The organism is Pseudomonas sp. HP_01 (assembly GCF_055284355.1).
The window spans coordinates 30,972-56,000 of record NZ_JBTOPV010000027.1 but is presented as its reverse complement, the minus strand read 5'-3'; the positions used below and the strand labels follow the sequence as shown (position 1 = coordinate 56,000).

General features: G+C 62.7%; 23 protein-coding genes and 1 pseudogene. 14 read left to right on the top strand and 10 right to left on the bottom strand.

Annotation, left to right across the window (positions count from 1 at the left end):
- Positions 1 to 184: 184 nt before the first annotated feature.
- A complete protein-coding gene (locus ACYAR8_RS16045) occupies positions 185 to 1,168 on the bottom strand; it encodes a GlxA family transcriptional regulator (protein ID WP_463580408.1) in 984 nt (327 codons plus the stop codon).
- Between the two features lie 174 nt (positions 1,169 to 1,342).
- Between ACYAR8_RS16045 and ACYAR8_RS16040 the strand changes: the two genes are divergently transcribed.
- Positions 1,343 to 2,023, top strand: coding sequence for a DJ-1/PfpI family protein (locus ACYAR8_RS16040; RefSeq protein ID WP_074893441.1), 681 nt, complete (start codon positions 1,343 to 1,345; stop codon positions 2,021 to 2,023).
- Between the two features lie 6 nt (positions 2,024 to 2,029).
- Here the strand turns inward: ACYAR8_RS16040 and ACYAR8_RS16035 are convergent, their stop codons facing one another.
- On the bottom strand, positions 2,030 to 2,662 hold the full coding sequence (locus tag ACYAR8_RS16035; protein WP_074893443.1) for a TetR/AcrR family transcriptional regulator: 633 nt from the start codon (positions 2,660 to 2,662) through the stop codon (positions 2,030 to 2,032).
- A 261-nt stretch (positions 2,663 to 2,923) separates the two neighbouring features.
- Between ACYAR8_RS16035 and ACYAR8_RS16030 the strand changes: the two genes are divergently transcribed.
- A complete protein-coding gene (locus ACYAR8_RS16030) occupies positions 2,924 to 4,021 on the top strand; it encodes an MBL fold metallo-hydrolase (protein ID WP_463580407.1) in 1,098 nt (365 codons plus the stop codon).
- A 10-nt stretch (positions 4,022 to 4,031) separates the two neighbouring features.
- Here the strand turns inward: ACYAR8_RS16030 and ACYAR8_RS16025 are convergent, their stop codons facing one another.
- The 3 genes from ACYAR8_RS16025 to ACYAR8_RS16015 form a co-directional block, all read right to left on the bottom strand.
- Positions 4,032 to 4,187: a hypothetical protein gene (locus ACYAR8_RS16025; RefSeq protein WP_175514223.1), complete on the bottom strand. Its 156-nt coding sequence runs from the start codon at positions 4,185 to 4,187 to the stop codon at positions 4,032 to 4,034.
- Positions 4,188 to 4,233: 46 nt separating this feature from the next.
- On the bottom strand, positions 4,234 to 5,781 hold the full coding sequence (locus tag ACYAR8_RS16020; RefSeq protein ID WP_463580406.1) for an FAD-dependent oxidoreductase: 1,548 nt from the start codon (positions 5,779 to 5,781) through the stop codon (positions 4,234 to 4,236).
- A 165-nt stretch (positions 5,782 to 5,946) separates the two neighbouring features.
- Positions 5,947 to 6,435 carry a GFA family protein gene (locus ACYAR8_RS16015; protein ID WP_108120008.1) on the bottom strand — a complete coding sequence of 163 codons (489 nt, stop codon included), beginning with the start codon at positions 6,433 to 6,435 and terminating at the stop codon, positions 5,947 to 5,949.
- Between the two features lie 192 nt (positions 6,436 to 6,627).
- On the opposite strand from ACYAR8_RS16015, the pseudogene ACYAR8_RS16010 reads away from it, so the two are divergent.
- The 5 genes and pseudogenes from ACYAR8_RS16010 to ACYAR8_RS15990 form a co-directional block, all read left to right on the top strand.
- Positions 6,628 to 7,395 (top strand): annotated as a pseudogene (locus tag ACYAR8_RS16010) (MCP four helix bundle domain-containing protein); the annotation flags it as partial.
- Positions 7,390 to 8,253, top strand: coding sequence for a methyl-accepting chemotaxis protein (locus ACYAR8_RS16005; RefSeq protein ID WP_425438911.1), 864 nt, complete (start codon positions 7,390 to 7,392; stop codon positions 8,251 to 8,253). The pseudogene ACYAR8_RS16010 and the gene ACYAR8_RS16005, both read left to right, overlap by 6 nt.
- A 240-nt stretch (positions 8,254 to 8,493) precedes the next feature.
- Positions 8,494 to 9,738 carry a D-mannose isomerase gene (locus ACYAR8_RS16000; RefSeq protein WP_108120010.1) on the top strand — a complete coding sequence of 415 codons (1,245 nt, stop codon included), beginning with the start codon at positions 8,494 to 8,496 and terminating at the stop codon, positions 9,736 to 9,738.
- Positions 9,739 to 9,917: 179 nt separating this feature from the next.
- A complete protein-coding gene (locus ACYAR8_RS15995) occupies positions 9,918 to 11,387 on the top strand; it encodes an MFS transporter (protein ID WP_463580405.1) in 1,470 nt (489 codons plus the stop codon).
- A gap of 112 nt (positions 11,388 to 11,499) precedes the next feature.
- A complete protein-coding gene (locus tag ACYAR8_RS15990) occupies positions 11,500 to 12,087 on the top strand; it encodes a LysE family translocator (RefSeq protein WP_463580404.1) in 588 nt (195 codons plus the stop codon).
- A gap of 29 nt (positions 12,088 to 12,116) precedes the next feature.
- Here the strand turns inward: ACYAR8_RS15990 and ACYAR8_RS15985 are convergent, their stop codons facing one another.
- The 5 genes from ACYAR8_RS15985 to ACYAR8_RS15965 all read right to left on the bottom strand — a co-directional run bounded on the left by ACYAR8_RS15985 (position 12,117) and on the right by ACYAR8_RS15965 (position 17,730).
- The gene (locus ACYAR8_RS15985) at positions 12,117 to 12,950 is read right to left on the bottom strand and encodes an AraC family transcriptional regulator (RefSeq protein WP_463580403.1); all 834 of its coding nucleotides are present in this window, start codon (positions 12,948 to 12,950) and stop codon (positions 12,117 to 12,119) included.
- Between the two features lie 6 nt (positions 12,951 to 12,956).
- Positions 12,957 to 14,585 carry a phosphoethanolamine transferase gene (locus ACYAR8_RS15980; RefSeq protein WP_463580402.1) on the bottom strand — a complete coding sequence of 543 codons (1,629 nt, stop codon included), beginning with the start codon at positions 14,583 to 14,585 and terminating at the stop codon, positions 12,957 to 12,959.
- Positions 14,586 to 14,815: 230 nt separating this feature from the next.
- A complete protein-coding gene (locus ACYAR8_RS15975; RefSeq protein WP_074893461.1) occupies positions 14,816 to 15,556 on the bottom strand; it encodes a substrate-binding periplasmic protein in 741 nt (246 codons plus the stop codon).
- A gap of 15 nt (positions 15,557 to 15,571) precedes the next feature.
- Positions 15,572 to 16,930 carry a GGDEF domain-containing protein gene (locus ACYAR8_RS15970; RefSeq protein ID WP_083398891.1) on the bottom strand — a complete coding sequence of 453 codons (1,359 nt, stop codon included), beginning with the start codon at positions 16,928 to 16,930 and terminating at the stop codon, positions 15,572 to 15,574.
- 2 nt (positions 16,931 to 16,932) lie between these two features.
- Positions 16,933 to 17,730 (bottom strand): substrate-binding periplasmic protein, encoded by a 798-nt coding sequence (locus ACYAR8_RS15965; RefSeq protein WP_463580401.1) that lies wholly within the window; start codon positions 17,728 to 17,730, stop codon positions 16,933 to 16,935.
- A gap of 869 nt (positions 17,731 to 18,599) precedes the next feature.
- On the opposite strand from ACYAR8_RS15965, the gene cydP reads away from it, so the two are divergent.
- From cydP to ACYAR8_RS15930, 7 genes are all read left to right on the top strand, one after another.
- Positions 18,600 to 18,797, top strand: a complete 198-nt coding sequence (gene cydP, locus ACYAR8_RS15960; protein WP_463580400.1) for a cytochrome oxidase putative small subunit CydP — start codon at positions 18,600 to 18,602, stop codon at positions 18,795 to 18,797.
- On the top strand, positions 18,794 to 20,386 hold the full coding sequence (locus ACYAR8_RS15955; RefSeq protein ID WP_463580399.1) for a cytochrome ubiquinol oxidase subunit I: 1,593 nt from the start codon (positions 18,794 to 18,796) through the stop codon (positions 20,384 to 20,386). Before cydP ends, ACYAR8_RS15955 begins: the two co-directional genes overlap by 4 nt.
- A 10-nt stretch (positions 20,387 to 20,396) precedes the next feature.
- Entirely contained in the window at positions 20,397 to 21,539 is a 1,143-nt protein-coding gene (gene cydB / locus ACYAR8_RS15950) for a cytochrome d ubiquinol oxidase subunit II (protein WP_463580398.1), read from the top strand.
- A 25-nt stretch (positions 21,540 to 21,564) separates the two neighbouring features.
- Positions 21,565 to 21,681: a cytochrome bd-I oxidase subunit CydX gene (gene cydX / locus ACYAR8_RS15945; protein WP_065988546.1), complete on the top strand. Its 117-nt coding sequence runs from the start codon at positions 21,565 to 21,567 to the stop codon at positions 21,679 to 21,681.
- Positions 21,671 to 21,973, top strand: coding sequence for a cyd operon YbgE family protein (locus ACYAR8_RS15940; protein WP_463580397.1), 303 nt, complete (start codon positions 21,671 to 21,673; stop codon positions 21,971 to 21,973). Before cydX ends, ACYAR8_RS15940 begins: the two co-directional genes overlap by 11 nt.
- A gap of 306 nt (positions 21,974 to 22,279) precedes the next feature.
- Positions 22,280 to 22,903, top strand: coding sequence for a glutathione S-transferase family protein (locus tag ACYAR8_RS15935; protein ID WP_074892486.1), 624 nt, complete (start codon positions 22,280 to 22,282; stop codon positions 22,901 to 22,903).
- A 39-nt stretch (positions 22,904 to 22,942) separates the two neighbouring features.
- A complete protein-coding gene (locus tag ACYAR8_RS15930) occupies positions 22,943 to 25,006 on the top strand; it encodes a 2Fe-2S iron-sulfur cluster-binding protein (RefSeq protein ID WP_463580396.1) in 2,064 nt (687 codons plus the stop codon).
- Positions 25,007 to 25,029 lie beyond the last annotated feature (23 nt).

Genomic DNA, 25,029 nt, shown 5'->3' with positions numbered 1-25,029 from the left:
GGCGCGCGGGCTTGTCGGCGGGCGCGTCCCGCGCGGCGGCGGGGGGCGGGGGGCCCCCGGCGGCGGGGTCCCCCCCCCCCCCCCCCCCCCCCCCCCCCCCCCCCCCCCCCCCCCCCCCCCGCTCCTGCAGTGGATATTCTTGGTCAGTAGCATCTGCAATGATCAACACTCAGATTCAACCGCTTCATGCCGCAGTGAACCGCTCCCGATACGCCTGGGGCGTCACCGACACCGCACGCATGAAGCTGCGCCGCAATGTCTCTTCAGTGCCGAAACCGCAGCGGTCGGCGATGCGCTTGATCGGCAGCGCACTGTCCCCCAACAGACGCCGCGCTGCTTCGACGCGCAGTTGCTCGATCGCTCGCGCCGGGGTGTTCCCGGTGTGGGCGCGGTAGTGGCGGACGAAACTGCGTTCGCTCATGCCGACCTGCGCCGCCAGCGTGCCGACTGACAGGTCGCTGGCCAGGTTTTCCAGAATCCACGCATGCAGGTCGCCAAAGCGGCTGCCTTGATCGCGGGTCTGGTGTTGCATCGACAACGCCGTGCTGAACTGCGATTGCCCGCCCGGGCGCTTGAGAAACACCACCAGGTCCCGCGCGACGGCCAGTGCGATATCGCGGCCCAGATCCGCCTCGACCATCGCCAGCGCCATATCGATCCCTGCCGTCACCCCGGCCGACGTCCACAGTTTGTCCTCGTTGATGAAGATGGGGTCGGGGTCGACGCGCAGTTGCGGGAAGCGCCGCGCCAGTTCGTCGCAACTGTCCCAGTGGGTGACCACCCGATGGCCGTCCAGCACGCCGGCGGCGGCAAGCAAAAATGCGCCGGTACACACCGATGCCACGCGCCGGGCACTGGCCGATTGCGTTCGCACCCAGTCCACCAGAACCGGGTCCAGCATTGCGGTGTGCACCGCGCCGCCGCCGGCGATGATCAGCGTGTCCGACGGCGTGGACGGCAGCGGTTGAGTGAGCAGTCCGAGACCGGCGGAAGAGACCACGCTGCCGAGGTCGCGGGCAATGACCTCGGGCCGGTAAGGGTTTTTTTTCAGACCGGCTTCGTGGGCCATGACGTTGGCCGCGGCAAACACCTGCAGCGGTCCGGTGACGTCGAGTAATTGAACATTGGGAAAGGCCAGAACATGAACCGGTTTGGGCTGATGGGGCATGGCAGGCTCGTTGTGAAAAGTGCAATGAAAATTGGCGTGAATTGTTGGCTTTATGGCGTATCCGCCAGAGGCTAGCTCGCTACAGTGGTTTCGTCCAGTCGCTGACCTGAAGCCGCCTCGGCAGCGGCATTTCATACCGTCAGATGAATCACTTTTAGATTAAGGAAGCACACCATGACCTTGCATATCGGCCTGCTGGTATTCCCCAAAGTCCAGCAACTGGACCTGACCGGTCCCTACGATGTCTTCGCCACCATGCCCGGCGTGGTCGTGCATCTGGTCTGGAAAAACCTCGAGCCGCTGCAGTCCAGCACCGGCCTGACCCTGGTCCCTACCGCGACCTTCGACGACTGCATTGATCTTGACGTGATCTGCGTGCCGGGCGGGGTAGGCGTCGATGCATTGATGGAAGACGCCGAGACCCTGGCGTTCATTCAGCATCAGGCAGCCACGGCGCAATACGTAACCTCGGTTTGCACCGGCGCGCTGGTACTCGGCGCGGCAGGGCTGTTGAAAGGCCGCCGCGCCACCACTCATTGGGCGTCTCATTCACTGCTGGAACAGTTCGGCGCGATTCCGGTGCACGAGCGCGTGGTGCGGGACGGCAACCTCATGACCGGTGGCGGCGTGACGGCGGGGATCGATTTTGCACTGACGCTGATCAGCGAGGTGTTTGATCCGGATACGTCCCGGACCATTCAGCTGCAATTGGAGTACGCGCCGGCACCGCCCTACGATTCGGGCCGACCGGACACGGCACCGGCGAATATCCTCGCCGTCGCCACCGATCGCGCCATGCAAGGCTTGCTCGCTCGCCGGCAGATCGTTGAGCGCGTCACGGCGGCCATGGGTTAACGGGCGTTACTGGATCCGGGATTTATCGAGCGGGATTTCGTACCAGCAGAGGAACAGGTCGAGTGCCGACTCGACGACTTCGCGCTGCTTGTCTGGCGCGAGCAGGGGCTCGTTGAGGGTAACTTGCGGCCAGAACGCAAAGGCCTTGAGCAGCGCATGGATCTGCGACGCGGCGAACACTGGCTCGACGGCCTTGAGGCGGCCGTCCTGCTGGGCGCCGCGCACCCAGACGGTGAAGGTTTCTTCGCGCTGATTGAGTCGGCTGACCCAGACCTGCGCGCGATCGGGTGAGTGAATGGTCGCGCCGATGGCCACTCGCGCCAGGTCGATGAAATTGCTGTCGCCGAGGGTCTTCATTTTCGCGTCAAGCAATTCACGCAATTGATCGCGCAGCGGCACGCCGGGCTTGTACACCGCATCGGTCTGCGTCGCGGCGCTGGACCACAGGCGATGGAGCATTTCGGAGAACAGCTCTTCCTTGCTGGGAAAGTGGTTGTAAACCGTGCGCTTGGAGACCTCGGCCCGGGCGGCGATGCGATCCATGCTCGTGACCTCGAAACCATTGTCGCGGAACTCGGCTATGGCCGCCTGAACAATGGCTTCGCGTTTACGGTCGGTCAGTCGCAGTGGGGCAGTCATGGGGTCTCTTCTGTGAGGTGAGCCGGGCAACGAAGTCAGCCGGCGAGAAAATTACACCGCGCAGTTTACTTCTCTTTGCCCATCGTGCAAGCTTGAAACTACACTGTGTAGTGTAAGAGCAGCTGGAAGCTACAAGTTTTGAGCTTCAAGCTAAAGCCGAAGCGAAAGCTCAAGGCGTACGCCATGCTCTTGCAGCTTGCAGCTTGCAGCTTGCAGCTCGCGCATCGCCACCTTCACCCGTTTCATGGAGTCAGCACCCTCATGGCCTCGATCGAAAAAAACCTTGATTCACATCCTGCGCTGCCCGTCCTGACTCGGCGCGAAGGTCGCTATTTCAATCACAAGCCGATGGCGCGCTCAGGCGTTCTCAAAACCCTGCGCATTTTCTGGAACGCCCTGTTCAACAAACCCCACCACACTCGCCCGGCCGGGGAGATCCCGGTTCAGCCGCTGTCGCGCCAGCAGCTGTTCGCGGCGCCCGACAACACGGTCTACCGGCTCGGCCATTCCACCGTGCTGCTGAAACTGCGCGGTGAATACTTTCTCACCGACCCCGTTTTCGCTGACCGTGCTTCGCCGGTGCAGTGGGCCGGTCCGCAGCGCTTCCACCAGCCGCCGATCCGTCTTGAAGACCTGCCGCCGCTGAAAGCCGTGATCCTGTCCCACAACCATTACGACCATCTTGATCACATGACCATTCAGGTGCTCAAGGACAAGGCCGAGCATTTCATCACGCCGCTGGGAGTAGGGGACACGCTCATCGAGTGGGGCGTGCCGGCGGCCAAGGTTCAACAGCTGAACTGGTGGCAGTCGACGGACATCCATGGCATTCGCTTTGTGGCAACGCCGGCGCAGCACTTTTCGGGTCGGACGTTGCGGGACGGTAATCAGACGCTCTGGGCATCGTGGGTGATGCTAGATGGCGATCAGCGGATCTTCTTCAGCGGCGATACCGGTTATCACGACGGCTTCAAGCTGATTGGCGAGCACTATGGCCCGTTCGACCTGACCCTGATGGAAACCGGCGCTTACAACGAGGACTGGCCGGACGTGCACATGCAGCCTGAAGAGACGCTGCAAGCGCACATCGACCTGCGCGGCAAATGGCTGTTGCCGATCCACAACGGCACCTTCGACCTGGCCATGCACGCCTGGCACGAGCCGTTCGACCGGATTCTCGCCCTGGCGTGGGACCGCAGCATTTCCATCACCACGCCTGAGATGGGTCAGCCGTTTTATGTGCAGTACCCGAGCCGGGGCGAGGCGTGGTGGCTGAAGGTGGACAAGGCTGCCGAGCCTGCCAGCGACCGCTGCTCAAAGCAGCGGGGCCAACGCCAGCAGGCAACCAGCCGCGGCTGATGCCGCTGTATCAGGGCTTGGCGTCTGTAGAGTCTGCCGGATGCTCCGTTTCCGGCGGCCGCTGCTGTTCACCGCTTTGATTGGCTCGTTTGTGTTCCTCGCCGACCTTGCCTGCGTTTTCAGGCTTGTGGTCGAGGTCTTCGCGGTTGGACTCTTTATCAGGCATGGCGCCCTCCGGTGTGCGGATAAATGAAGGATTCTGAAGTGCGTGCTTAATCGTCGATCTGGTTGATCAGCATCAGCGCTTCATCTTTGAACAGCGGTTGTTTCATGCGTTCAGCGAGCATCGCCATGGGCCGTTCGCGCTCACAGCTGACCACGGCCGCCACCAGGCCTTGTTTGAAGAACAGCGCCAGGAAGTCGAAACGCTCCGGTTCACCGAGGTAGACGATGTCGTCCCAGTCTTTCGCGAAGCCGAGGCAATCCAGGCGTTTTTCAAACTGGTAGGTCCAGAAATACGGCACGTCGGTGTAATGCCGGTCTTCGCCGAGCATATTGCCCGCCGCGATGCGTGCCTGCTGTTGGGCAAGGCGCCAGTGCTCGATGCGGCGCGGCTGCTGGTCAAGAGGGAAGGTGGCGATATCGCCCGCCGCCCACAGATCCTTGCCCGCACGCATGCCGTCGTCGACGGCCAGTGAGCCGTCCTCCTCAAGCTGAACGCCGTCGATGAAATGCGTCACAGGGTTCACGCCGACGCCGACCAGCGCCAGATCCACCTGCAGCCGCTCACCGTTGCTGAGCACCGCTGCCTGCAGCACCTGATTGCCATCCCGTTCCACGCCCTCGAAACGACTGACGTCGACGTGGGTTCGGAACAACACGCCGTTTTGCTCATGCAGCGCACGCAGCGCCTTGCCGATGCGTTCGCCCAGCTGGCCGGCAAATGGAACCTCGTGGTGGGCCAGAATCGTCACGTTCACGCCCTGTGTGCGCAGCGCCGACGCCGCTTCCAGCCCGATAAAACTGTCACCGACGATCAGCGCGTGGCTGCCGGGATGGACCGCCGCAAGAATCCGGCTGGCGTCATCGCGACTGCGCAACGTCAGCACTTGGGGCAGATCAGCGCCCGCCAGCGACAACGCCCGCGGCTCGCCGCCGGTGGTGACCAGCGCCGCGTCGTAGTCAAAGCGGCGCCCGTCCGCCAGGGTCACGCGCTTGTTCATAACGTCCATCTTCATGACTTCGCCGTGAACCCGCTCGATGCGGTTGTTCTGGTAGAACGCGTCGTCACGCAGGGCAGGGATCTCGTCGGTTCCCATTTCGGCGGACAGCACAAACTTGCTAAGGGCGGTGCGGTCGTAGCCCGGCGCCGCCTCTCTGTCGATGAGCAGCAACTGACCGTTGAAGCCTTTCTCCCTCAACGCGCAGGCGGCCGCGATGCCCGCCGCGCCGGCGCCGATGATGACGAAACAGCGGCTGTCTTCGGCCAGCGTCGGCCTATGAACTGTGACGGGCTGGTCATCAACGTGTACATGACCATCGATGAGTTGAACGGGGTAACGAATAAGGGCGTCCAGCGCGGGCGGTTCGCACAGGTGGCCGTCGTCGATGGAAAACTCGGCTTTGTGCCAGGGGCAGATCAGGTGACCATTGCAAATGGCGCCGTCCGCCAAAGGCGCACCGGCGTGGGGGCAGAAGGCTTGAAACGCGCGGACTTCGTCGCCGTGCAGAACCAGCAGCGCCTTGGTTTCGCCAAACTCGACCTGAAGACCGCGGTCTCGATGAAGCTCGGTCAGGGTGGCGACTCGATGCAGGGGCATGTGCGCTTCCTTGTGGGTTTTTATTGGGCTTATGGGCTTTCAGTTGGGAGTCGGTCCTCAGGTGAGAGGTTCAGGGAATTAACCAGTGGTCGGTCGGGCGGGCGCTCCGTATGCGTTAACTGCGAGAGGAGCGCCCGAAACCTGAGGTCATTTCGCCGCGCCAGGCTATTGAGTCAGCTTCAACCGTTCGTGCCAGTCGGCGATCGATTCCTCGGGATATTCCTCGAATTGCTGGTCATTCGGCCCAGCAGCCACTTCAACCCACGGCGCTTTGGAATTCAGCAGCAAATGCGTGTGCTCCGGCGGGGTGGGCAATGTCGTGTCGATGGCCGATGCGAAGGGGTGAATCAACTCGGGCCATTCGGGGCTGAACAACCACAACCCGCTGCCGCACTGTTTGCAGAAGTGCCGCTCGGCGCTGCTGATGTGGGTCTGGTGACCGTCTGCATCACGCATCTTGGCGTGGTAGATGGCGATGCTGTCCTTGCCTTTGACGGCGAGGCTTTTCGCATCGCCACCCAGGTTGATCGCGTAACCGCCGCCGCCTTGGGTTTTGCGGCAGATCGAGCAATAGCAGCGTTGATAGGGGTAGGGATGGGCGCTTGTCAGGCTGAATTCGACGGCGCCGCAATGGCAGGAACCTTCCAGATGCATGATTCACCTCCGCTTAAATGTGTTATCGGGCGTAAGGGTCTAGACCGCTCAAGCGGGCGGGGTTCGATGTTTTCTCGAACAGGCGTTCGGATTCTTCATGGGTCGGCGGCTCAAGAACCCGGCGGCCATGTCGATAAGCGGTAGTCATACGACGACTTTGCGTCCCGCCCCTACAACAATGAGCCAACCGTCATGAGCCTACGCAACCTGACCATCGCCCGCCGCGCCGGCCTTGGGTTTACCCTGATTTCCCTGTTGGTCGCGTTGCTCGGCTGGTTCGCCCTGAGCCAGATGTCGACGATTCGCCAGAGCGAGGTGGCGGTCGAGAGCAACTGGATGCCGAGCATGCGTCTGGTCAACGACATCCGTGAAGCCATGCTGCGCATCCGCACGATTTCCCTGCGGGTGGCCCTTGACGCCGATCCTAAAAACATCGGCGTCTACAAAGGTCAGATGGACGCGCGTTCGAAGATCCTCGGCGAAAAACTTGCCAGCCTCGACACCTTCATCGACACCCCGGAAGAGAAAGATCTGTACGGCAAGTTCCGCGCGACCCTGGCCGATTATCAGCGCGGTCTGACCCAGTCCTTCGTGCTCGCCGAGAGCGGCGATCTCAAGGCGCTGAACAAATTACTGCTGGTGGACATGAAGACTGCCGTCGACAACTCCGGTTCTCAGCTGGGCGAACTCGGCGATTTCTACTCCCATCAGGTCGAACTCGAAGGCGCCGCCGCCGAAGCGCAGTACGGCAAGTCTCGCAACGTGGTGCTGGTGTTCGTGCTGATCGCGGCGCTGGCCACCGTGGTGCTGGCGGTCTGGCTGACCCGCAGTATCGTGCGGCCGCTGCAGGAAGCGGTCGATGCCGCCGAATACGTGGCCAAGGGCGATCTGACCCACGACATTCGCGTTGAAGGCAGCGACGAAGTCACCCGGTTGCAGAGCGCGTTGCAGCAGATGCAAACCAATCTTCGCTCGACCCTGAGCCTGATCGGCAATTCGGCGAGCCAGTTGGCATCGGCCGCCACCGAGCTGAATTCGGTGACCGAAGACAGCCATCGCGGCCTGCACCAGCAGAACGCCGAAATCGAACAGGCCGCCACGGCGGTGAACGAAATGACCTCGGCGGTCGAGGAAGTCGCACGCAACGCGGTGTCGACGTCCCAGGCGTCGAGCGAATCGAGCACCGCGGCCCGCGACGGGCAGAGCCGCGTCATTGAGACGGTCACTTCGATCCAGACCCTGTCCGGCAACGTGCAGCACACCTCGGATCTGGTGCAGAACCTGGCCGATCAGTCCAAGGACATCGGCAAGGTGCTGGACGTGATTCGTTCCATCGCCGAGCAGACCAACCTGCTGGCGCTGAACGCCGCCATCGAAGCCGCCCGGGCGGGCGAGTCCGGACGCGGGTTCGCCGTGGTCGCCGATGAAGTGCGCGCACTGGCCCACCGCACCCAGCAGTCGACCCTGGAAATCGACAAGATGGTCACCACCATGCGCAGCGGCTCCACCGAGGCGCTGGAATCGATGTCGGTCAGCCGCTCCCGCGCGACTGAAACACTGGGTCTTGCCCAGGGCGCCGGCGAGTCGCTGAACCGGATCACCACGTCGATCAACGAAATTTCCGAGCGCAACCTGGTCATCGCCAGCGCTGCCGAAGAGCAGGCGCAAGTCGCCAGGGAAGTGGACCGCAACATCGTCAACATCCGTGACCTGTCGATGCAATCGTCGTCCGGTGCCAACCAGATCAGCGCGTCCAGCAACGAACTGTCCCGGCTGGCGGCGGAATTGAATCAAGTGGTGACGCGCTTTAGGGTTTAATGGCTGGGTTCAAAGGCTTCCCGGTAGTAGGACCGGCTTTAGCCGGGAAGAGGCCGGTGTGAGCGGCCTCAGTTTTGCGGTGTGACGCCTTCCCGGTAGGACCGGCTTCAGCCGGGAACAGGCTAAGAACGGCACCCTTTCACCTCATTCACTTGCCTGTCGCTGCCCTCGGCTTGCATGATTCGCCCCGACTAATAATTCCTGGCGGGCCGAACCTGCCGACGAGATAGGTGAAGGGCAATGGATGACGTGAATCGCGATTTCAGCAGTTGGCTGCGCTCCCCGGGTCACAAGGCCTGGCTGATGCAAGAGGGCAATCGGCTGCTGGCGTTTGCAAAGGCCTCGAAGCTGCCCCAAGGCTTCGGCAATCTGGATGACCTCGGTCGGCTCCCCGCCGATGCCGTCGCCGAAACCATGAACACCGCCCGCATGACCCACAGTTTCGCCATGGCCCACATCAACGGTATTCCCGGCTGCGCCGCGCTGGTCGACCACGGCATCGCGGCGCTGGCCGGGCCATTGCGTGATGCCGAGCATGGCGGCTGGTTCGCCAGACCCCTGGAACACAGCGCCGACACCGGCAAGAACGCCTACCTGCACGCCTTCGTTGCCCTGGCCGCCAGCTCCGCAGTGGTCGCCCGACGCCCCGGCGCACAGGCATTGCTGGAGCAAGCGATTCAGGTGATTACCGGGCGCTTCTGGAGTGAGGAGGAAGGCGCCATGCGCGAATCCTTCGACCGCGACTGGAGCAACGAAGAACCCTATCGCGGCGCCAACAGCAATATGCACAGCACCGAGGCGTTCCTTGCCCTGGCCGACGTCACCGGCGATGCCCGCTGGCTGGATCGGGCACTGAGCATCGTCGATCGGGTCATTCATCAGCACGCCGCCGGCAATGACCATCAAGTGATCGAACATTTCAACCTGCAGTGGCAGCCAATGTTCGACTACAACGCCGACAAACCCGACGACGGTTTCCGCCCTTATGGCACGACGCCCGGTCACGCCTTCGAGTGGGCGCGGCTGGTGCTGCACCTCGAAGCGGCGCGGCGTAAAGCAGGGCTGGAAACGCCGGGCTGGCTGCTGGAAGACGCTCGCGGTTTATTCGAAAACGCCTGCCGCTATGGCTGGGACGTCGATGGTGAGCCGGGGATCGTCTACACCCTCGACTGGGAAAACCGCCCGGTGGTCCGCCATCGCCTGCACTGGACCCACGCCGAAGCGGCCGCAGCCTCCGCCGCACTGCTGCAACGCACCCACGAGCAGCAATACGAAGACTGGTACCGGACGTTCTGGGAATTCAGCGAGACGCTGTTCATCGACCTCGAAAACGGCAGCTGGCGCCACGAGCTCAACCCGCAAAACAAACCCAGCGCCGACATCTGGGCTGGCAAGCCGGACCTTTACCACGCCTATCAGGCGACGCTGCTGCCGGTGTTGCCGCTGGAGCAGAGCCTGGCGACGGCGTTGGCGCACCGGGCCTAGCCGGCCAGCGCTTCCACTGTCGCAAGGCAAACACATCCCTTGTGGACGAACGTGCTCGGAGGGCTGCGCTTCTTCTCTCCAGAGGCGTGGTTGAAAGGCCGATCCAACAGCCCGCTGAACTCCCGCGCTCACCGCGAACTCTGAACCCACAGATCACTTCCGATCCACGGAGACGAGTCATGGCGATCAGCGGCGTGCAGGCAGTAGCGGCAGACACCAAAGGGGCGGTGTTCGAAACGGATCTTCCCGCCCGACTCGATCGTCTGCCGTGGGGGCGGTTTCATACGTTGCTGGTATTTGCGCTGGGCATCACCTGGTTGCTCGACGGGCTGGAAGTGACCCTGGCCGGCTCGGTGTCCGGAGCGTTGAAAGACAGCCCGGTCCTGCACCTGACCAACGCCGACATTGGTCTGGCCGGTGGCGCTTATATCTGCGGCGCGGTGCTGGGGGCGTTGTTCTTTGGCTGGCTGACGGACCGTCTGGGCCGGCGCAAACTGTTCTTCATCACCCTCGCGCTGTACATCACCGCGACCGCCGCCACGGCGTTTTCTTTCAGCCTCTGGAGTTTCCTGCTGTTCCGCTTTCTCACCGGGATGGGTATCGGCGGCGAGTACACGGCGATCAACTCGACCATCCAGGAATTCACGCCGGCACGGTTTCGCGGCTGGGTCGACCTGACCATCAACGGCACCTTCTGGATCGGCGCGGCCCTGGGCGCGGTCGGCTCCATTGTGCTGCTGGACGCCCCGTGGGTCGGCGAGGACATGGGCTGGCGCCTGTGTTTCGGCATCGGCGCGGTGCTCGGTCTGATCATTCTGCTGATGCGCCTGTGGCTGCCGGAAAGTCCGCGCTGGTTACTGATTCACGGCCAGGGCGAGGAGGCGAGGGCGATAGTGGAGGGCATCGAAGAGCGCCTGCGCCAGCAGGGCCACGAGCTACCCGCGCCGGTCGGCCCGCCGTTGCGTTTGCACGCGCGGGACCACACGCCGCTGAAAGAGATTTTCCATACGCTGTTCAATACCTACCGCCGTCGCGCGCTGGTGGGCCTGACGTTGCTGACTGCCCAGGCGTTCTTCTACAACGCGATTTTCTTCACCTATGCGCTGGTGCTCACCGAGTTCTATCAAGTGCCGTCGGCCTCCATCGGCTGGTACGTGCTGCCCCTGGCGCTGGGTAATTTCTGCGGGCCCTTGCTGCTGGGCCGGCTGTTCGATGTGGTCGGGCGGCGGGTGATGATCAGCCTGACTTACGCCGTCTCCGGCGTCTTGCTGACCCTCAGCGGCTATCTGTTCCAGCAGGGCGTTCTGGATGTCACGCAGCAGGCCATCGCCTGGATGATCATTTTCTTCTTCGCCTCGGCAGCGGCCAGTTCGGCCTATCTCACCGTCGCCGAAACCTTCCCCCTGGAGATCCGTGCGCTGGCGATTGCGGTGTTCTATGCGTTCGGTACGGCGCTGGGTGGCATCGTCGGCCCGACACTGTTTGGCGAACTGATCGACACCCATGAGCGGGGTCCGGTGTTTTTCGGCTACCTGATCGGCGCCGCGTTGATGTTGTTGGCCGCCGTGGTGCAGGCGATCTGGGGCGTGGCCTCTGAAGGCAAATCCCTCGAAGAAGTGGCGCGGCCCCTCTCCCAAGCCCACGACTGACCAGGCCCACGACTGAATCAGCACGCCGTCGCGATTGGTCAGTTTTGTTCAATCGCAGGCGCGTCGGGACTTCGTAGACTCGCCCGACAGCCATTGAAGGGTGAGACGTGCAATGAACTTGATGATTTCCATGGCGGCGTTCGCACTGGCCGCGTCCATATCGCCGGGGCCGGTGAACGTCGTGGCGCTCAGCTCAGGCGCGCAGTTCGGCCTGGCCGCCAGCTTGCGCCATGTGCTCGGCGCGACGGTGGGCTTTGTCGTGCTGCTGCTGTTCACCGGTTTCGGCCTGCATGAAGTGTTGCAGCGTTACCCGATGCTGACCGAGATCATTCGCTGGACCGGGGTGGCGTTTCTGCTCTACCTGGCGTGGAAGCTGGCCATGGACGACGGCCGCATCGACGTCGCCAGACCGACCCGCGAACCGTCGTTTCTCCATGGCGCGGCGATGCAGTGGCTGAACCCGAAAGCGTGGCTGGCGGCGGTGGCGGGGATGGGCGCGTTCGTGGCCGATGGTGAGCCGCGACTGATCGGTCTGTTTGCGCTGATCTACTTCGTCGTGTGCTACCTGTCGGTTGGCTGCTGGGCCTGTGCCGGTGCCTTTCTCGGCCCCTGGCTGCGCAGCCCTCGGCGCATCCGCGTGTTCAACCGCAGCATCGCGGCGCTGCTGGCAGGCTGCGCGGTGTCGCTGTTTTACGTCTGAGCGCGGTTATTTGGGCGAACGTTGCCCAATCAAGGCTTGTACTGGCCCGGCGTGGCCGCCAGATGCTTTTTGAACGCCCGCTGAAAGTGCGCCTGATCGGCAAAACCACTCTGCTGGGCAATGTCGGCGATGGGCTCGCCGCTGCGCAATTGCGCCTGGCCGTGCTGGATGCGCCGGTTAACCAGCCAGGCGTGCGGGGTCATGTGGTAATGCTGTTCGAACGCACGTATCAGGTAGGCCTCGGACAGATTCGCCACCGCGCAAACGTCCTCCAGCCGAATCGGTTGCAGATAATGCGCATCGATGTAACGCGCCGCGCGTTCGACCTTGGGGTTGGTGTGTCTCAGCGTCAGCGTCGAGCCGCCCAGACGCTGTTCGACCCGAGTGAAAAACCCTACCGCAGCCGCCTGCTTCGCCAGCGTGTCCAGCCGGGAATCCACCAGCATTCGATGGAGCTCCACCAGCCCGGCGAACAACCGCGGGTCACGACTGTGGGTGGCGGGATAACCCCGGAACACGCCACCGTTGCTGACCCCGCAGTCGCGCTGAAGCGCGCCCAGCCATTGTGCGTCGATGTACAGCATCAGGTAGGACCAGGGCTGGTCGTCGATGGGATTACAGGCGTGTACTTCGCCGGGGTTCATCACCACAACGGTGCCGGTGGCGATGGTCTGGGTGGTTTTCTCGTGCAGGTACGTGCTTTGCCCGGCGGTGATTGCACCGATGGAAAACACGTCGTGGGAGTGACGGGAATAGCAGACCTTGCGCCCGTCCTCAATGGAGCGCGCTTCAATGAACGGCAGCTGCGGGTCGCGCCAGAACACCGGTTTGTCAGGCTGTCTCACCGGGTTCTGGCAGTTCATCTCAGCTCATCCCTTGTCGCGTTTGCAGCTGTGAAAGAGGTCCAGCGCCGGCTGGTATTCCGCGGTGGTGACGCCGAGCAAGCCTAGCACCGAATGAAACAGGTAGTCATGGCTCAGGTCCGGCTGGTCTCGCTTGGCAGCCACACAGCGGCGATCGACGCTGGCGTCTTCCAGGGTCGAGTGGCCGAACCACATCACCATCGGCACGTGGGTCTGGGCCGTCGGCGCGATGGCGTAAGGCGCGGCGTGCAGGTAGATGCCGTTCTCGCCGAGAGACTCGCCGTGGTCCGAGACGTAGATCATCGACGCGTCGACCTTGTCTTGATTGCGCTTGAGCAATTCGATGGTCTGCGAGAGGAAATGATCGGTGTACAGAATGGTGTTGTCGTAGACGTTTTTCAGCTCATCGGAGGTGCAACTGCCCAGCTGATTGGTGTGGCAGACGGGCGTGAAGTGCTCAAGGCTTTTGGGGTAACGGTCGTAGTATTCCGGGCCGTGGCTGCCATCAGAATGGAGGACGATGATGGCGTTGTCCTGCAGCGAGTCGATGTAGTCCTGCAAGCCCACCAGCAGCGCTTCGTCGAGGCAATTCTGGCCATCGCAGAACGGGCTCGGCTGGTTCTTCGGCACATCACGGTGGGGCACACGCAGGCAGGTGCCTTTGCAATCGCTGTTGTTGTCCAGCCACACCACTTTCAGGCCGGCGCGCTGAAGCATGTCCAGCAGGCCCTCGTAGGTTTTGCCCTTCTTGTCGCTGTAATCAGTGCGCGGAAACTTCGAAAACATGCACGGCACTGACACGGCGGTTGACGTGCCGCACGAGGCCACGTGGGTGAAGTTGAGAATGTCCTGCTTCTTCAGTTCCGGGTTGGTTTCCCGCCCGTAGCCGTTGAGGGAAAAGTGGTCGGCCCGCGCCGTTTCGCCGACGACGAAGATCATCAGACTCTTTTTCGGCCGCTGTTGCGCTTGCGGGCCGAGCGCCGCGTCGGCGCCGACGGTCTGGATTTTCAGCGTCTCTTTGATGGCGACGGTCTGCTTGGTCAGCTTGCCGACGGCATAGAGGTAATTGGTCGGGTTGATGAAGTGGGTGAGCTTGTCTTCATCGCGAAAGATCGGCGCGTAGGTGGAATAAAACGGCCCGACCGCAGCGGCGATGACCAGCACACAACCGACGCAGACCAGCACCTTGTTGACCAGCCCCGGCAGCACGCGGCGGTAGGTCACCGGCAGCCGCCAGATCAGCGCGATCGGCAGCACGCCCAGCAGGCCCAGGTAGAGAAACAGCTTGCCGCTCAACAAGGCCTCTGCCTCGCCGGGGTTGGTCTCGAGCACGTTCTGCATCATCGTCGTGTCGATGCTGATGCCATAGGTGTTCATGAAGTACGCGGCGCCGGCCGAGCACAGCGCGACGAGGCTCAGCACCGGCTTGAGCGTCGGACGAAACGAGAGGGGCGTGAGCAGCAGGGTGATCGCGGCCCACAGCAGGAAGGCAAACGACACATAGAACGCGATGGCTTTGACGCCCTGTAACTGCGCCAGATCGACCAGTGCGCGCCAGGTCGCCAGGTTGTAGAACACTACGAGACACAGGGAGAACACCATCACCAGACGGGTAGATGTGACCGGTTTGACCATCGAATTCATTTCCGTATAAGGGACCACGCAGTGCCTGCTGTGCGGATGCATCAGGCAGTTCCATCCTTGGGGCCGAGACGTCAGGTGAGTCGTTCAATGGCTGCCGGGAGGGTAGGCGGCACAGACCGCGCGGAGTTTTCCAAAACGATTGTGAAGGATTTGTGAAAGCGCCAGGCCGTCGGTTTCTGCGGCTTCACACCTGCTTTCGCGGGGGTGGCGAGTACTTGTTTTCACTGCCCCGCGATGACCCTATCGACCGTGCCTTCCTGTTTCAGGCGGGCAAAGGCCTTGGTGATTCGCTGGACCGTTTCGTCCGGGGTGCTGGCGCTGATGGCCACGTACAAACCTTTGGACAGTTCGTCGAGGGTGAAGACGCTTTCCAGGTCCTCGAACGCGAAGTTCAGATCGGCGCATTGCTCACGCGCTTCGCGCTCGGGCATGGGAATCAGCTCGACCTGGCCGCTGATCAGTTTGCGCAGGTTGTCGAGGTTATTGGCTGACACCACCATCCTGCTGAAACCCTTGCCCTCCAGGTATTGCTGACGCGAATCGTCACGCACCACGCCGACGGTGTAGTGGCTGGCGTCCTGCAAGGCCTTGACCTCCACATCGCGGCGCTCGCGGAGTTTGTAAAACGTAGGAGTGACGTGTTCCAGCTCGCCCACCCACTTGAACAGCCCCTCCCGAGCGCTGCTGCGAATCATCGGGTAGATCAGCACGTTCGCTTCGAGCCGCGCGATGTCGTAGGCCCGCGCCCAGGGATACAGCGCCATGTGGTAGTCGGTGATGCCCGCGTTGGCGAGGGTCATCTCGACCACTTCGCTGGCCACCCCGACCACTTTGCCGTCTTCGAGGGCGCTGTATGAGGAATCTTCGGTCACCACTTGCAGCGTCGTGGCGCTGGCGTTCAGGCACACCAACAGCATCAGGAAGGAGGCCAGAACGCTGCGGTGAAGGTAAGTTTTTCCCATGGCATTCCTCTCGGTTCAGATTACACAGCGGTCCCGGCCCTGGCTTTTCGCCCGGTACAGCGCGCGGTCGGCACTCTGCAGCAGTTGATCGAAGTGCTCCATGTTCGCCGGATCGAGCTCGGCCACGCCGATGCTCAAGGTCACGAAAGGCGAGACCGGTGAAGCGCTGTGTTCCAGTTGTTGCCGCGCCAGCAGGCTGCGCAGGCGATCAGCCGAAGCCAGCGCCTGATCCTCATCCTGCCCCGGCAGCAGCACGGCGAACTCTTCGCCACCAAGCCGCGCCACCAGTTCGCCGGAGCGCGAGAACAGCGCGCTCATGGCCAGTGCCACGTCACGCAGGCATTGATCGCCTTTTGCATGGCCGTAGGTGTCGTTGTAACGCTTGAAGAAATCGATGTCGCACATCAGCACCGACAGCGGCTGGCGATGACGCAAGGCGCGGTTGAATTCCAGCTCCTTGAACTCGTCGAAATGCCGGCGGTTGGCGAGGCCCGTGAGGGGGTCGAAGCGGGTCAGGGCTTCCAGTCGTGTGTTGGCGGCCTTGAGCTGTGCGGTGCGCTGCTCGACCAGTTCGGCGAGCTGGTCGCGGCTGGCGGCGAGGGCGACTTCATCGTGGGCCTGACGCTCCAGGTGCGCGGCCAGTTTGTCTTGCAGGTCGTTGACGCCCGCTTCGAGCAGGTCGAGTTCATCACCCGCGTTGCCGCGCCGGTCCAGGGTCAGTCGCGTTTTCAGGTTGAGTGGCGTGAGGTGTTCAAGGTGCCGGGCAATGCGCCGTACATGCAGGGTCACCGAGCGGTTGAACATCCCCATGATCAGCCCGGCGAGCGCCAGGGACTGGATGATCTGGGTCAGCATGATGACCTCCACTTCTTTCCACAGGCGTTTCCACAGCAGGCTCTCGTCGCCTTCGATGGTCAGCTCGCCGACCACTTCGCGGGCGCCGGGGTAGGGCGCGATGGTCAATTCCCGATGCAGCGTCGGGGCGCGGATCGAACCGGTGTGGCCGGGGTGCTGGCGTTCCAGCATTTCCGGGGCGCGACCGGGCCGCAGGATCTTCAGCTGGACCCGGCCCACCGGCGCTGCCGTGGCCACGCTGTCGATCTGGGTCTGCAACGCCTGATCATCCATTTCCCAGACGGCTTTGGAGAGCGTGCCCTGGAACACCTGATCGATCAGGGTCAGTTCAGCTTTCATGTTCGCCAGGTTGGTGTTCCAGGCAAACCATGTACGCACCAGCACCGTCGCGGCAGTGAACAGCACGCAGAACGCCAGCGTCGCCAGCACCAGACGCCGCGCCAGCGAACCGATGCGCCGTCCTCTTCGCGGAGGCGAGCGAGTTCCGCCGGGTGGGGTGGAAGGCGTTTCGATCTGCATCGTCATTGCCATTTGCGCGCAATGGCGTCGTAGGTGCCGTTGCCGCGAAGGGTGTTCAGGGCTTTCTGAAACCGCTGCACCGTCGCGTCGGGTGTGCCAGCGCTGAACGCCATGTTGAAGCCGCCTGCTGCTTCCAGTTCTTTTATGCGCAGGGACTGCACCAGCGTGCGGGTGGGGTCATCGCCGACCTGCCGGGCGAGGTAATAAGCGTTGAGTTCGTCGGAAATCCACAGGTCGACGTGGCCGGTCTGCAGTTTCTGGTAATTGAATTCGTAGCGGTTGCTCGATTGCAGCTGATGGCCGATCTCGAATTTGCGCGCCATCAGGTACTGCTCGCCGACGTCTTCATTGACGGTCGCGGTCTGCCAGTCCCGTGCGTCGTCCAGGTTCAGCAGGGTGACGGGATGGCTGGCGGACGAATACAGAAACCAGCGCGACGCGGCGATGGTCCCGACCCACTTGAACAGCCGCTCGCGCTCGGCGGTGCGAGTGATGGAGTAGATCAGCACGTTGGGGGTGTGCAGCGCCAGGTCATAGGCCCGCGCCCAGGGCATGGAGTGAATGGAGGCCTGCACATTGACCTCCTTCAACACCGCCTGAACCACCTCGGTGCTCATGCCGGTGAGCACCCCGTTGCGGGTCATGTTGTAGGGCGGGAGTTCTTCGGTAACCACATGGATCTCGGCACGAGGTGCATCTGAGTTAATCGATTCAGCTCCCAACGCGGCAGAACCCATGCACAACAACAGCGCCACACGGAGTGCGCTGCCCATTGGGTGAATGAGCGAATGGAGTGTCATCGATACCTACCTCATGGGGTGCAAAAGCGACAGATTCCGGGCCGTAACCGATCCGGCGCAACCGTAACAGACCGCCTTGCACACAGGGATATCGGCTGAATAATCCGTCACTTGAGACGGCATCCTGCCGCTCATCCTGACAGTCAGAACGGACGAATCCGGTTCGTTGGATGCTGCGCAAAACCTTTTCCACGTCCCCACGACGCACCTCACTCAGACACCACCGATTCCCATTGCCCGCACCGGCCTCTTCCCGGCTAAAGCCGGTCCCACTAAAAAGCCGCGCGCAGTCAGTGGGACCGGTTTTAGCCCCTAACGGACGCGGAGCATCCCGGGCTGCATACCCACGCAGAGCGTGGGTACGATCATGTATTGCCCGTACCGGCCTCTTCCCGGCTGAAGGCGGTCCCACTAAAAAAGCCGTGCGCAGTCAGTGGGACCGGCTTCAGCCGGGAAGCCTTTGATCTGCCTTTGATCTGCATTTGATCTGCTTTTGATCTTCGTACACAAAAGGTCCAGTCACCGCCAAACGCGACTTGGGTGCAGGCTGAACGCAGGTCTCGCGGAGTGGGCCGAGCCGCATGGATGCGGCGAGAGCGCCGTTGCGGACATGGATGTCCGTTCGGCGCGGGCCCACGGAGCGAGACCTGAGTGAAGGAACCCTGACGAAGGAAGGGCCCAACCGAGAGCAGGCACTTTTGGTTACTTTTAGTGCTTTTTAAAAGTAACTCGCCGAAGGCGAAACCCTCTGCCGTTAGGCAGAGCTGTGGCGTTCTGCCACATCGCAGTAGACGCGCCTTATTGACCTGGATCAAACCCGTAGGAAGCGGCTGTAGGAAAAATACCCCGCACCCCGACGAGTCCTCAACATGCCCGGTCCCTTCGACTTCCTCAAACACCCCCTGGCCAAAGACATCAGTCTGATCCTCCTGATCAAACTCGTCCTGCTCATGGGCATCCGCAGCGTCTGGTTCGACGCCCCGGTCGAAGTCAAGGACGACGGCGTGCAAGCCGGCCTGCATGTACTGGGCGCCCCACCCGCATCCTCTGAGAAAAACCCAAAATGATATCGGAATCAGTCGTCGACCTCTCCCGGCTGCAGTTCGCGATGACCGCGCTGTACCACTTCCTGTTCGTCCCGCTGACCCTTGGCATGGCCTTCCTGCTCGCCATCATGGAATCGGTCTACGTCATGACCGGCAAACCAATCTACAAAGACATGACCCGGTTCTGGGGCAAGCTGTTCGGCATCAACTTCGCCCTCGGCGTCACCACCGGCCTGACCATGGAGTTCCAGTTCGGCACCAACTGGGCCTACTACAGCCACTACGTCGGCGACATCTTCGGCGCGCCACTGGCCATCGAAGGCATGATGGCGTTCTTCCTCGAATCGACCTTCATCGGTCTGTTCTTCTTCGGCTGGGACCGCCTGACTCGCGTCCAGCATTTGACCGTCACCTGGCTGGTGGCCCTCGGCTCAAACCTGTCGGCGCTGTGGATCCTCATCGCCAACGGCTGGATGCAGAACCCGGTCGGCGCCGAGTTCAACTTCACCACCATGCGCATGGAACTCACCAGCTTCAGCGATCTGCTGTTCAACCCCGTCGCTCAGGTCAAGTTCGTCCACACCGTGGCATCCGGCTACGTCACCGGCGCGATCTTCGTCCTGGCGATCTCCGGTTGGTATTTGCTCAAAGGCCGCGACATCGCTTTCGCCCGGCGTTCGTTCGCCATCGCCTCGGCATTCGGCATGGCCTCGATCCTGTCGGTGATCGTGCTGGGTGACGAATCCGGCTACGAGATCGGCGACGTACAGAAGACCAAGCTGGCCGCCATCGAAGCCGAGTGGGAAACCGAACCGGCGCCGGCGGCGTTCACCTTGTTCGGTTTGCCCAATCAGGCCGAGCAGCGCACCGATTACGCGGTAAAGATTCCCTATGTGATGGGCATCATCGCCACCCGCTCGGTGGATAAGCAGGTCACAGGGATCAAAGACCTCGTCCGCGAACACGAAGGCCGCATCCGCAACGGCATGACCGCCTACGACTTGCTCGGTCAGCTGCGCGGCGGCGACAAGAGCGAGCAGACCCTCAACGCCTTTAATGCGGTGAAGAAGGACCTCGGTTACGGCCTGTTGCTGAAGAAGTACACCGACAAAGTCGTCGACGCCAACGAGCAGCAGATCAAACAGGCTGCGCTGGATTCGATCCCGCAGGTGGCGTCGATCTTCTGGACCTTCCGCGTGATGGTGCTCAGCGGGGTGCTCATGCTGCTGTTGTTCGCCTGTGCCTTTTGGGCGTCGGCGCGCAAGAACGAAACCCGCAAGCGCTGGCTGCTCAAGTGGGCGGTGTTCAGCCTGCCGCTGCCGTGGATTGCCACCCAGACCGGCTGGTGGGTCGCCGAGCACGGTCGTCAGCCCTGGTCCATCGGCGAAGTGCTGCCCGTGCACCTGTCGGCCTCGACCCTGTCGGCGGGGGATGTGATCGGTTCGATTGTGGCGCTGGTCGGCTTCTACACCGTCCTGCTGATCATCGAGATGTACCTGATGATCAAGTTCGCAAGGCTTGGCCCGAGCAGCCTGCACACCGGCCGCTATCACTTCGAGCAAGGCGCTCAAGGCAACGCTGCTGACGCCAGACAACCGGCCCTGGCCTGAGGAATTTACGATGTTCGATTACGAGACACTGAAAATGATCTGGTGGGTGCTGGTCGGCGTGTTGCTGATCGGCTTCGCCCTCACCGATGGCTTCGACCTGGGCGCAGCGATGCTGATGCCCTACGTCGGGCGCAGCGACACCGAGCGGCGCGTGGTCATCAACACCATCGCTCCGCACTGGGACGGCAATCAGGTCTGGCTGATCACTGCGGGCGGCGCCCTGTTCGCGGCCTGGCCGCTGGTATATGCCGCTGCGTTTTCCGGTTTGTACTGGGCGCTGCTGCTGGTGCTGTTTGCGCTGTTCGTACGCCCGGTGGGTTTCGACTACCGCAGCAAGCTGGAAAACACCCGCTGGCGGCAGAGCTGGGACTGGGGCCTGTTCGTCGGTGGCGTGGTGCCGTCGCTGGTCTTCGGCGTGGCGTTCGGCAACCTGTTGCTGGGCGTGCCGTTCCAGTTCGACGACACCCTGCGCTCCAGTTATCACGGCAACTTCTGGCAGCTGTTGAGCCCGTTTGGTCTGCTGGCCGGCGTGGTCAGCCTGAGCATGCTCGGCCTGCACGGCGGCAGCTGGCTGATGATGCGCACCGAGGGCGCGATTGCCCGACGCTCACGGCGTGCCGCCCAGTGGCTGTCGCTCGTGTTTTTGCTGTCGTTCATTGGCGCCGGCGTGTGGCTGTTGCTCGGCGGCATTCAGGGCCTGGCGATCACCTCAACCTTTGATGCGGGTGCTGCGCTGAACCCGCTGGCGAAAACCGTGACGGCCAGCAACCACGGCTGGCTGGGGAACTACCAGCAGCACCCGCTGACCGTCATCGCGCCGCTGCTGGGAATTTTCGGTGGCTTGCTGGCATTGCTCGGCGCCAGCGCGGGGAAGGGCGGGACGGCGTTCCTCGGCAGCAGCCTGGCGATCGTCGGCGCGTTGTGCACGGCAGGTTTTGCGCTGTTCCCGTTCGTCATGCCGTCGAGCCTGGACCCGGCGTCGAGCCTGACCGTGTGGGACGCCGTGTCCAGCCATAAAACCCTGATGATCATGCTGATCGCAGCGTCCATCTTCGTGCCGTTGATCCTCTGCTACACGCTTTGGTGCTACGCCAAGATGTGGGGCAAGGTCACCACCGCCCACATCGACCACAACCCCCAAGGCCTGTACTGACCCGCGTTTTAGAGGAGAGACAATCATGTGGTATTTCGCCTGGATTCTCGGCGTGTTGCTGGCCTGCAGCTTCGGCATCATCAACGCGCTGTGGCTGGAGTCGTCCGACGCCGCCGCACTGGAGAGCGGCCGTGACCGCTGAAGCGCTGAACGCACCTTTCAGGCACGCCGTCGGCCGGGCATTGTCCCTGTTGATGGCCGTGCCGCTGAGTCTGGTGCTGCTGATTCACCCTGCATCAATGCTTGACGCCAATGGCCATTATTCCCACGGCCTGCTGATGCTGATCATGTGGGGCGTGGCCGGGGGCTTCGTCCACGGCGTCGGTTTCGAGCCGCGGGCGATGGCCTGGCGGGTGATGTTTCACCCGCTGCTGGCCTGGGCGCTGATGGCCGTGGGTTATGGAATGTGGCTGACGGCGCGTCAGTGGCTTTGAGCCCTTTGTGAGGTAGAAGCAAACCTCGGCCGTCTCCCCCGGCCTGCTGTGCCCGATCAACGCAGCAATCGCGCGCAGCAGGCCGGGGGATATTTCTGAAGGGTGCCTATAGCTGGTTCTCAGCGCCGCGCGCCGGCAATGCAACACGGTTTCGCCCTCAGCATTTCATCCTGTGAAACAGTGGATTGCCGATTCTGGTCATTCCGCAATCTGGCGGTCAGGCCCACTATCGGTTTCACCAGCGCGGCCCTCCATTGCGGCACCGCCGCTCCGCGCTGAGTCGATCCACTAGCAGGAGCCACCCCCATGACCGCCATCACGCTCTATCACTTCCCGCTGTCCGGCCACTCCCACCGCGCCGAGCTGATGTTGTCGCTGCTGGGCCTTGCGCCGGCCATTCAATTCGTTGACTTGGCCAAGGGCGAGCAGACGACGCCGGAATTCCTCGCCATCAACGCCTTCGGCCAAGTGCCGGTGATCGACGACAACGGGGTCATCGTCGCTGATTCAACCGCGATCCTGGTGTACCTGGCGAAGAAGTACGACCCATCGGGCCGTTGGTTGCCAAATGATCCCGAGGGCGCGGCGCAGGTGCAGCGCTGGTTGTCTGCCGCCTCCGGTGCCATTTATCTGGGCCCTGCGCGGGCACGTCTGATCACCGTGTTCGGCGCCGGTTTCGATCCCCAGGATACGATCCAGCGTGCCCACGAGACGCTGCGGGTCATCGATCAGCACCTCAGCGGTCGTGAATTTCTTGCCGCCGATCACGCCACCATCGCCGATGTCGCCGCCTACAGCTACATCGCCCACGCGCCGGAGGGCAACGTCTCGCTGGATGAATACGGCAACGTGCAGGCATGGCTGGCGCGCATCGAGAACCTGCCGGGTTTCACGCCAATGCCACGCACGGCAGCAGGCCTGGTCAAGTAATTCTCAGTAAGTTCTCAGTGATCCCAGGGAGTTCGCGCCATGAACGAGATTCGTGTTGAAACGGCATCGCCATGGCATTCCGGCGAGCGCGCTCTGCAGGCCAACGTCGGCGTTGCAGAGCGCATGGAAACCTTGGGCAAGCGCGTGATTCGTGACTACATGCCCGATCAGCACCGCGAGTTCTACGAGCACCTGCCGTACCTGATTCTCGGTGCCGTCGACAATGAAGGCTGGCCGTGGGCGACCCTGCTGGATGCCCAACCGGGGTTTATCCAGTCCCCTGACGCCAGGCGTCTGGACATCAGCCGACGCCCCGATGCTGAAGACCCGGTCGGCGCCGGGGTTGCGCCGGGCGCGGCGGTGGGCATGCTTGGCATCGACCTGCACACCCGCCGTCGCAATCGCCTCAACGGCCACATCAGCGAACTGTGGGAGAACGGCTTTTCCGTGAGCGTCGAACACGCGTTCGGCAATTGCCCGCAGTACATTCAGCTGCGGGCGTTGAAACCGCTGCCGTCGCCGACGCAGCGGCCGGCCGCGCAACGCTTGTCTGCACTGGATGACGCCGCGATCGCCACCATCCGTGGCGCCGACACGTTCTTCGTTGCCAGCTATGTCGACCTTGAGAGCGCGCAGCCCCACCGTTCGGTGGACGTGTCCCACCGTGGCGGCCAGCCCGGGTTCGTGCGGGTGGAGGGCGATGTGCTGACCATTCCGGATTTCGCCGGCAATCTCTTTTTCAACACGCTGGGCAATTTTCGGCTCAATCCCAGAGCGGGTCTGCTATTCGTTGATTTCCAGACCGGCGAGCTGTTGCAGGTGGCGGGCACGGTCACGCTGATCCTCGACGGGCCGGAAATCGCGGCGTTTCAGGGCGCCGAGCGGCTCTGGCAGGTGCGTGTGGAACAGGTGGTGCGTCGGCCGGCGGCGTTGCGCTCGCGCTGGGAATTCCAGGGGTGGTCGCCGAACAGCCTGATGACCGGCGACTGGCAGCAGACCGCCGCGCGCTTGCAGGCCGATGCCCTGCGCGATCAATGGCGGCCCATGCGGGTGACGCGGATCGAGGACGAAAGCGACGGCATTCGTTCGTTCTATTTCGAGCCCGCCGACGGTGCCGGGTTGCCCGCGTTCAAGGCCGGTCAGCACCTGCCGCTGCGCGTGTCGCTCCCCCTGCCGCAGCAAAGTCATAAGCCGCCGCTGATTCGTACCTACAGCCTGTCCAGCGCGCCGTCCGACGGATTCTTCCGCATCAGCGTCAAGCGCGACGGACAGGCCTCGGTGTACCTGCATGACCAGGTCAAGGTCGGCGATCTGCTCCAGGCGCGTTCTCCCCAAGGCAGTTTCGTGGTGGACCCGCAAGAGCGCCGGCCGTTGGTGCTGCTGGGTGCGGGCATCGGCGTCACGCCCATGCTGTCGATGCTGCGAGAAGTCATCTACGAAGGCAAACGGGTGCGGGGAGGGCGGGCGACCTGGTTCATCCAGAGTGCACGTCGTCTGGCCGACCTGGCGTTTCGCGAAGAAGTGGACACACTCATTGCAAAGGCTGGCGATCAGTTGACCGCGATCCGCGTGCTGAGCCAGCCGGAAACGTCGGCGCGTGTGGGTGAGGATTTCCACCTGACCGGCCGCATCGACCTTGATCTGCTCAAGGCACTGCTGCCGTTTAACGATTTTGATTTCTATGTGTGCGGGCCGGCCGCGTTTACCCAGGAAATCTACGACGGCCTGCGCGCCTTGCTGATTCGCGACGAGCGCATCCACGCCGAGACCTTCGGCCCGTCCAGTCTCAAGCGCCGCGGCGATTCCCAAGTGATCGCGGTTGAGCAACCGCCTGCCGCCACCGAAGCGGTGCGGGTGGTGTTCGAACGCTCCGCCAAGGAAGCGCGCTGGCAGCCTACCGGTGGCAGTCTGCTGGAACTGGCCGAGAGCCGCGGGCTGAACCCGGAATTCAGCTGTCGCGGTGGATCCTGTGGCACCTGCAAGACCCGGCTCATCAGTGGCCAGGTGCATTACCCGGTCCCGCCCGCTGAAAGGCCGGCATCGGACCACGTGCTGATCTGCTGCGCAGTCCCGGCTTCAGGGCCGTTGGTGCTCGATCTGTAACCATCCATGTGTGTGCGGGAGAG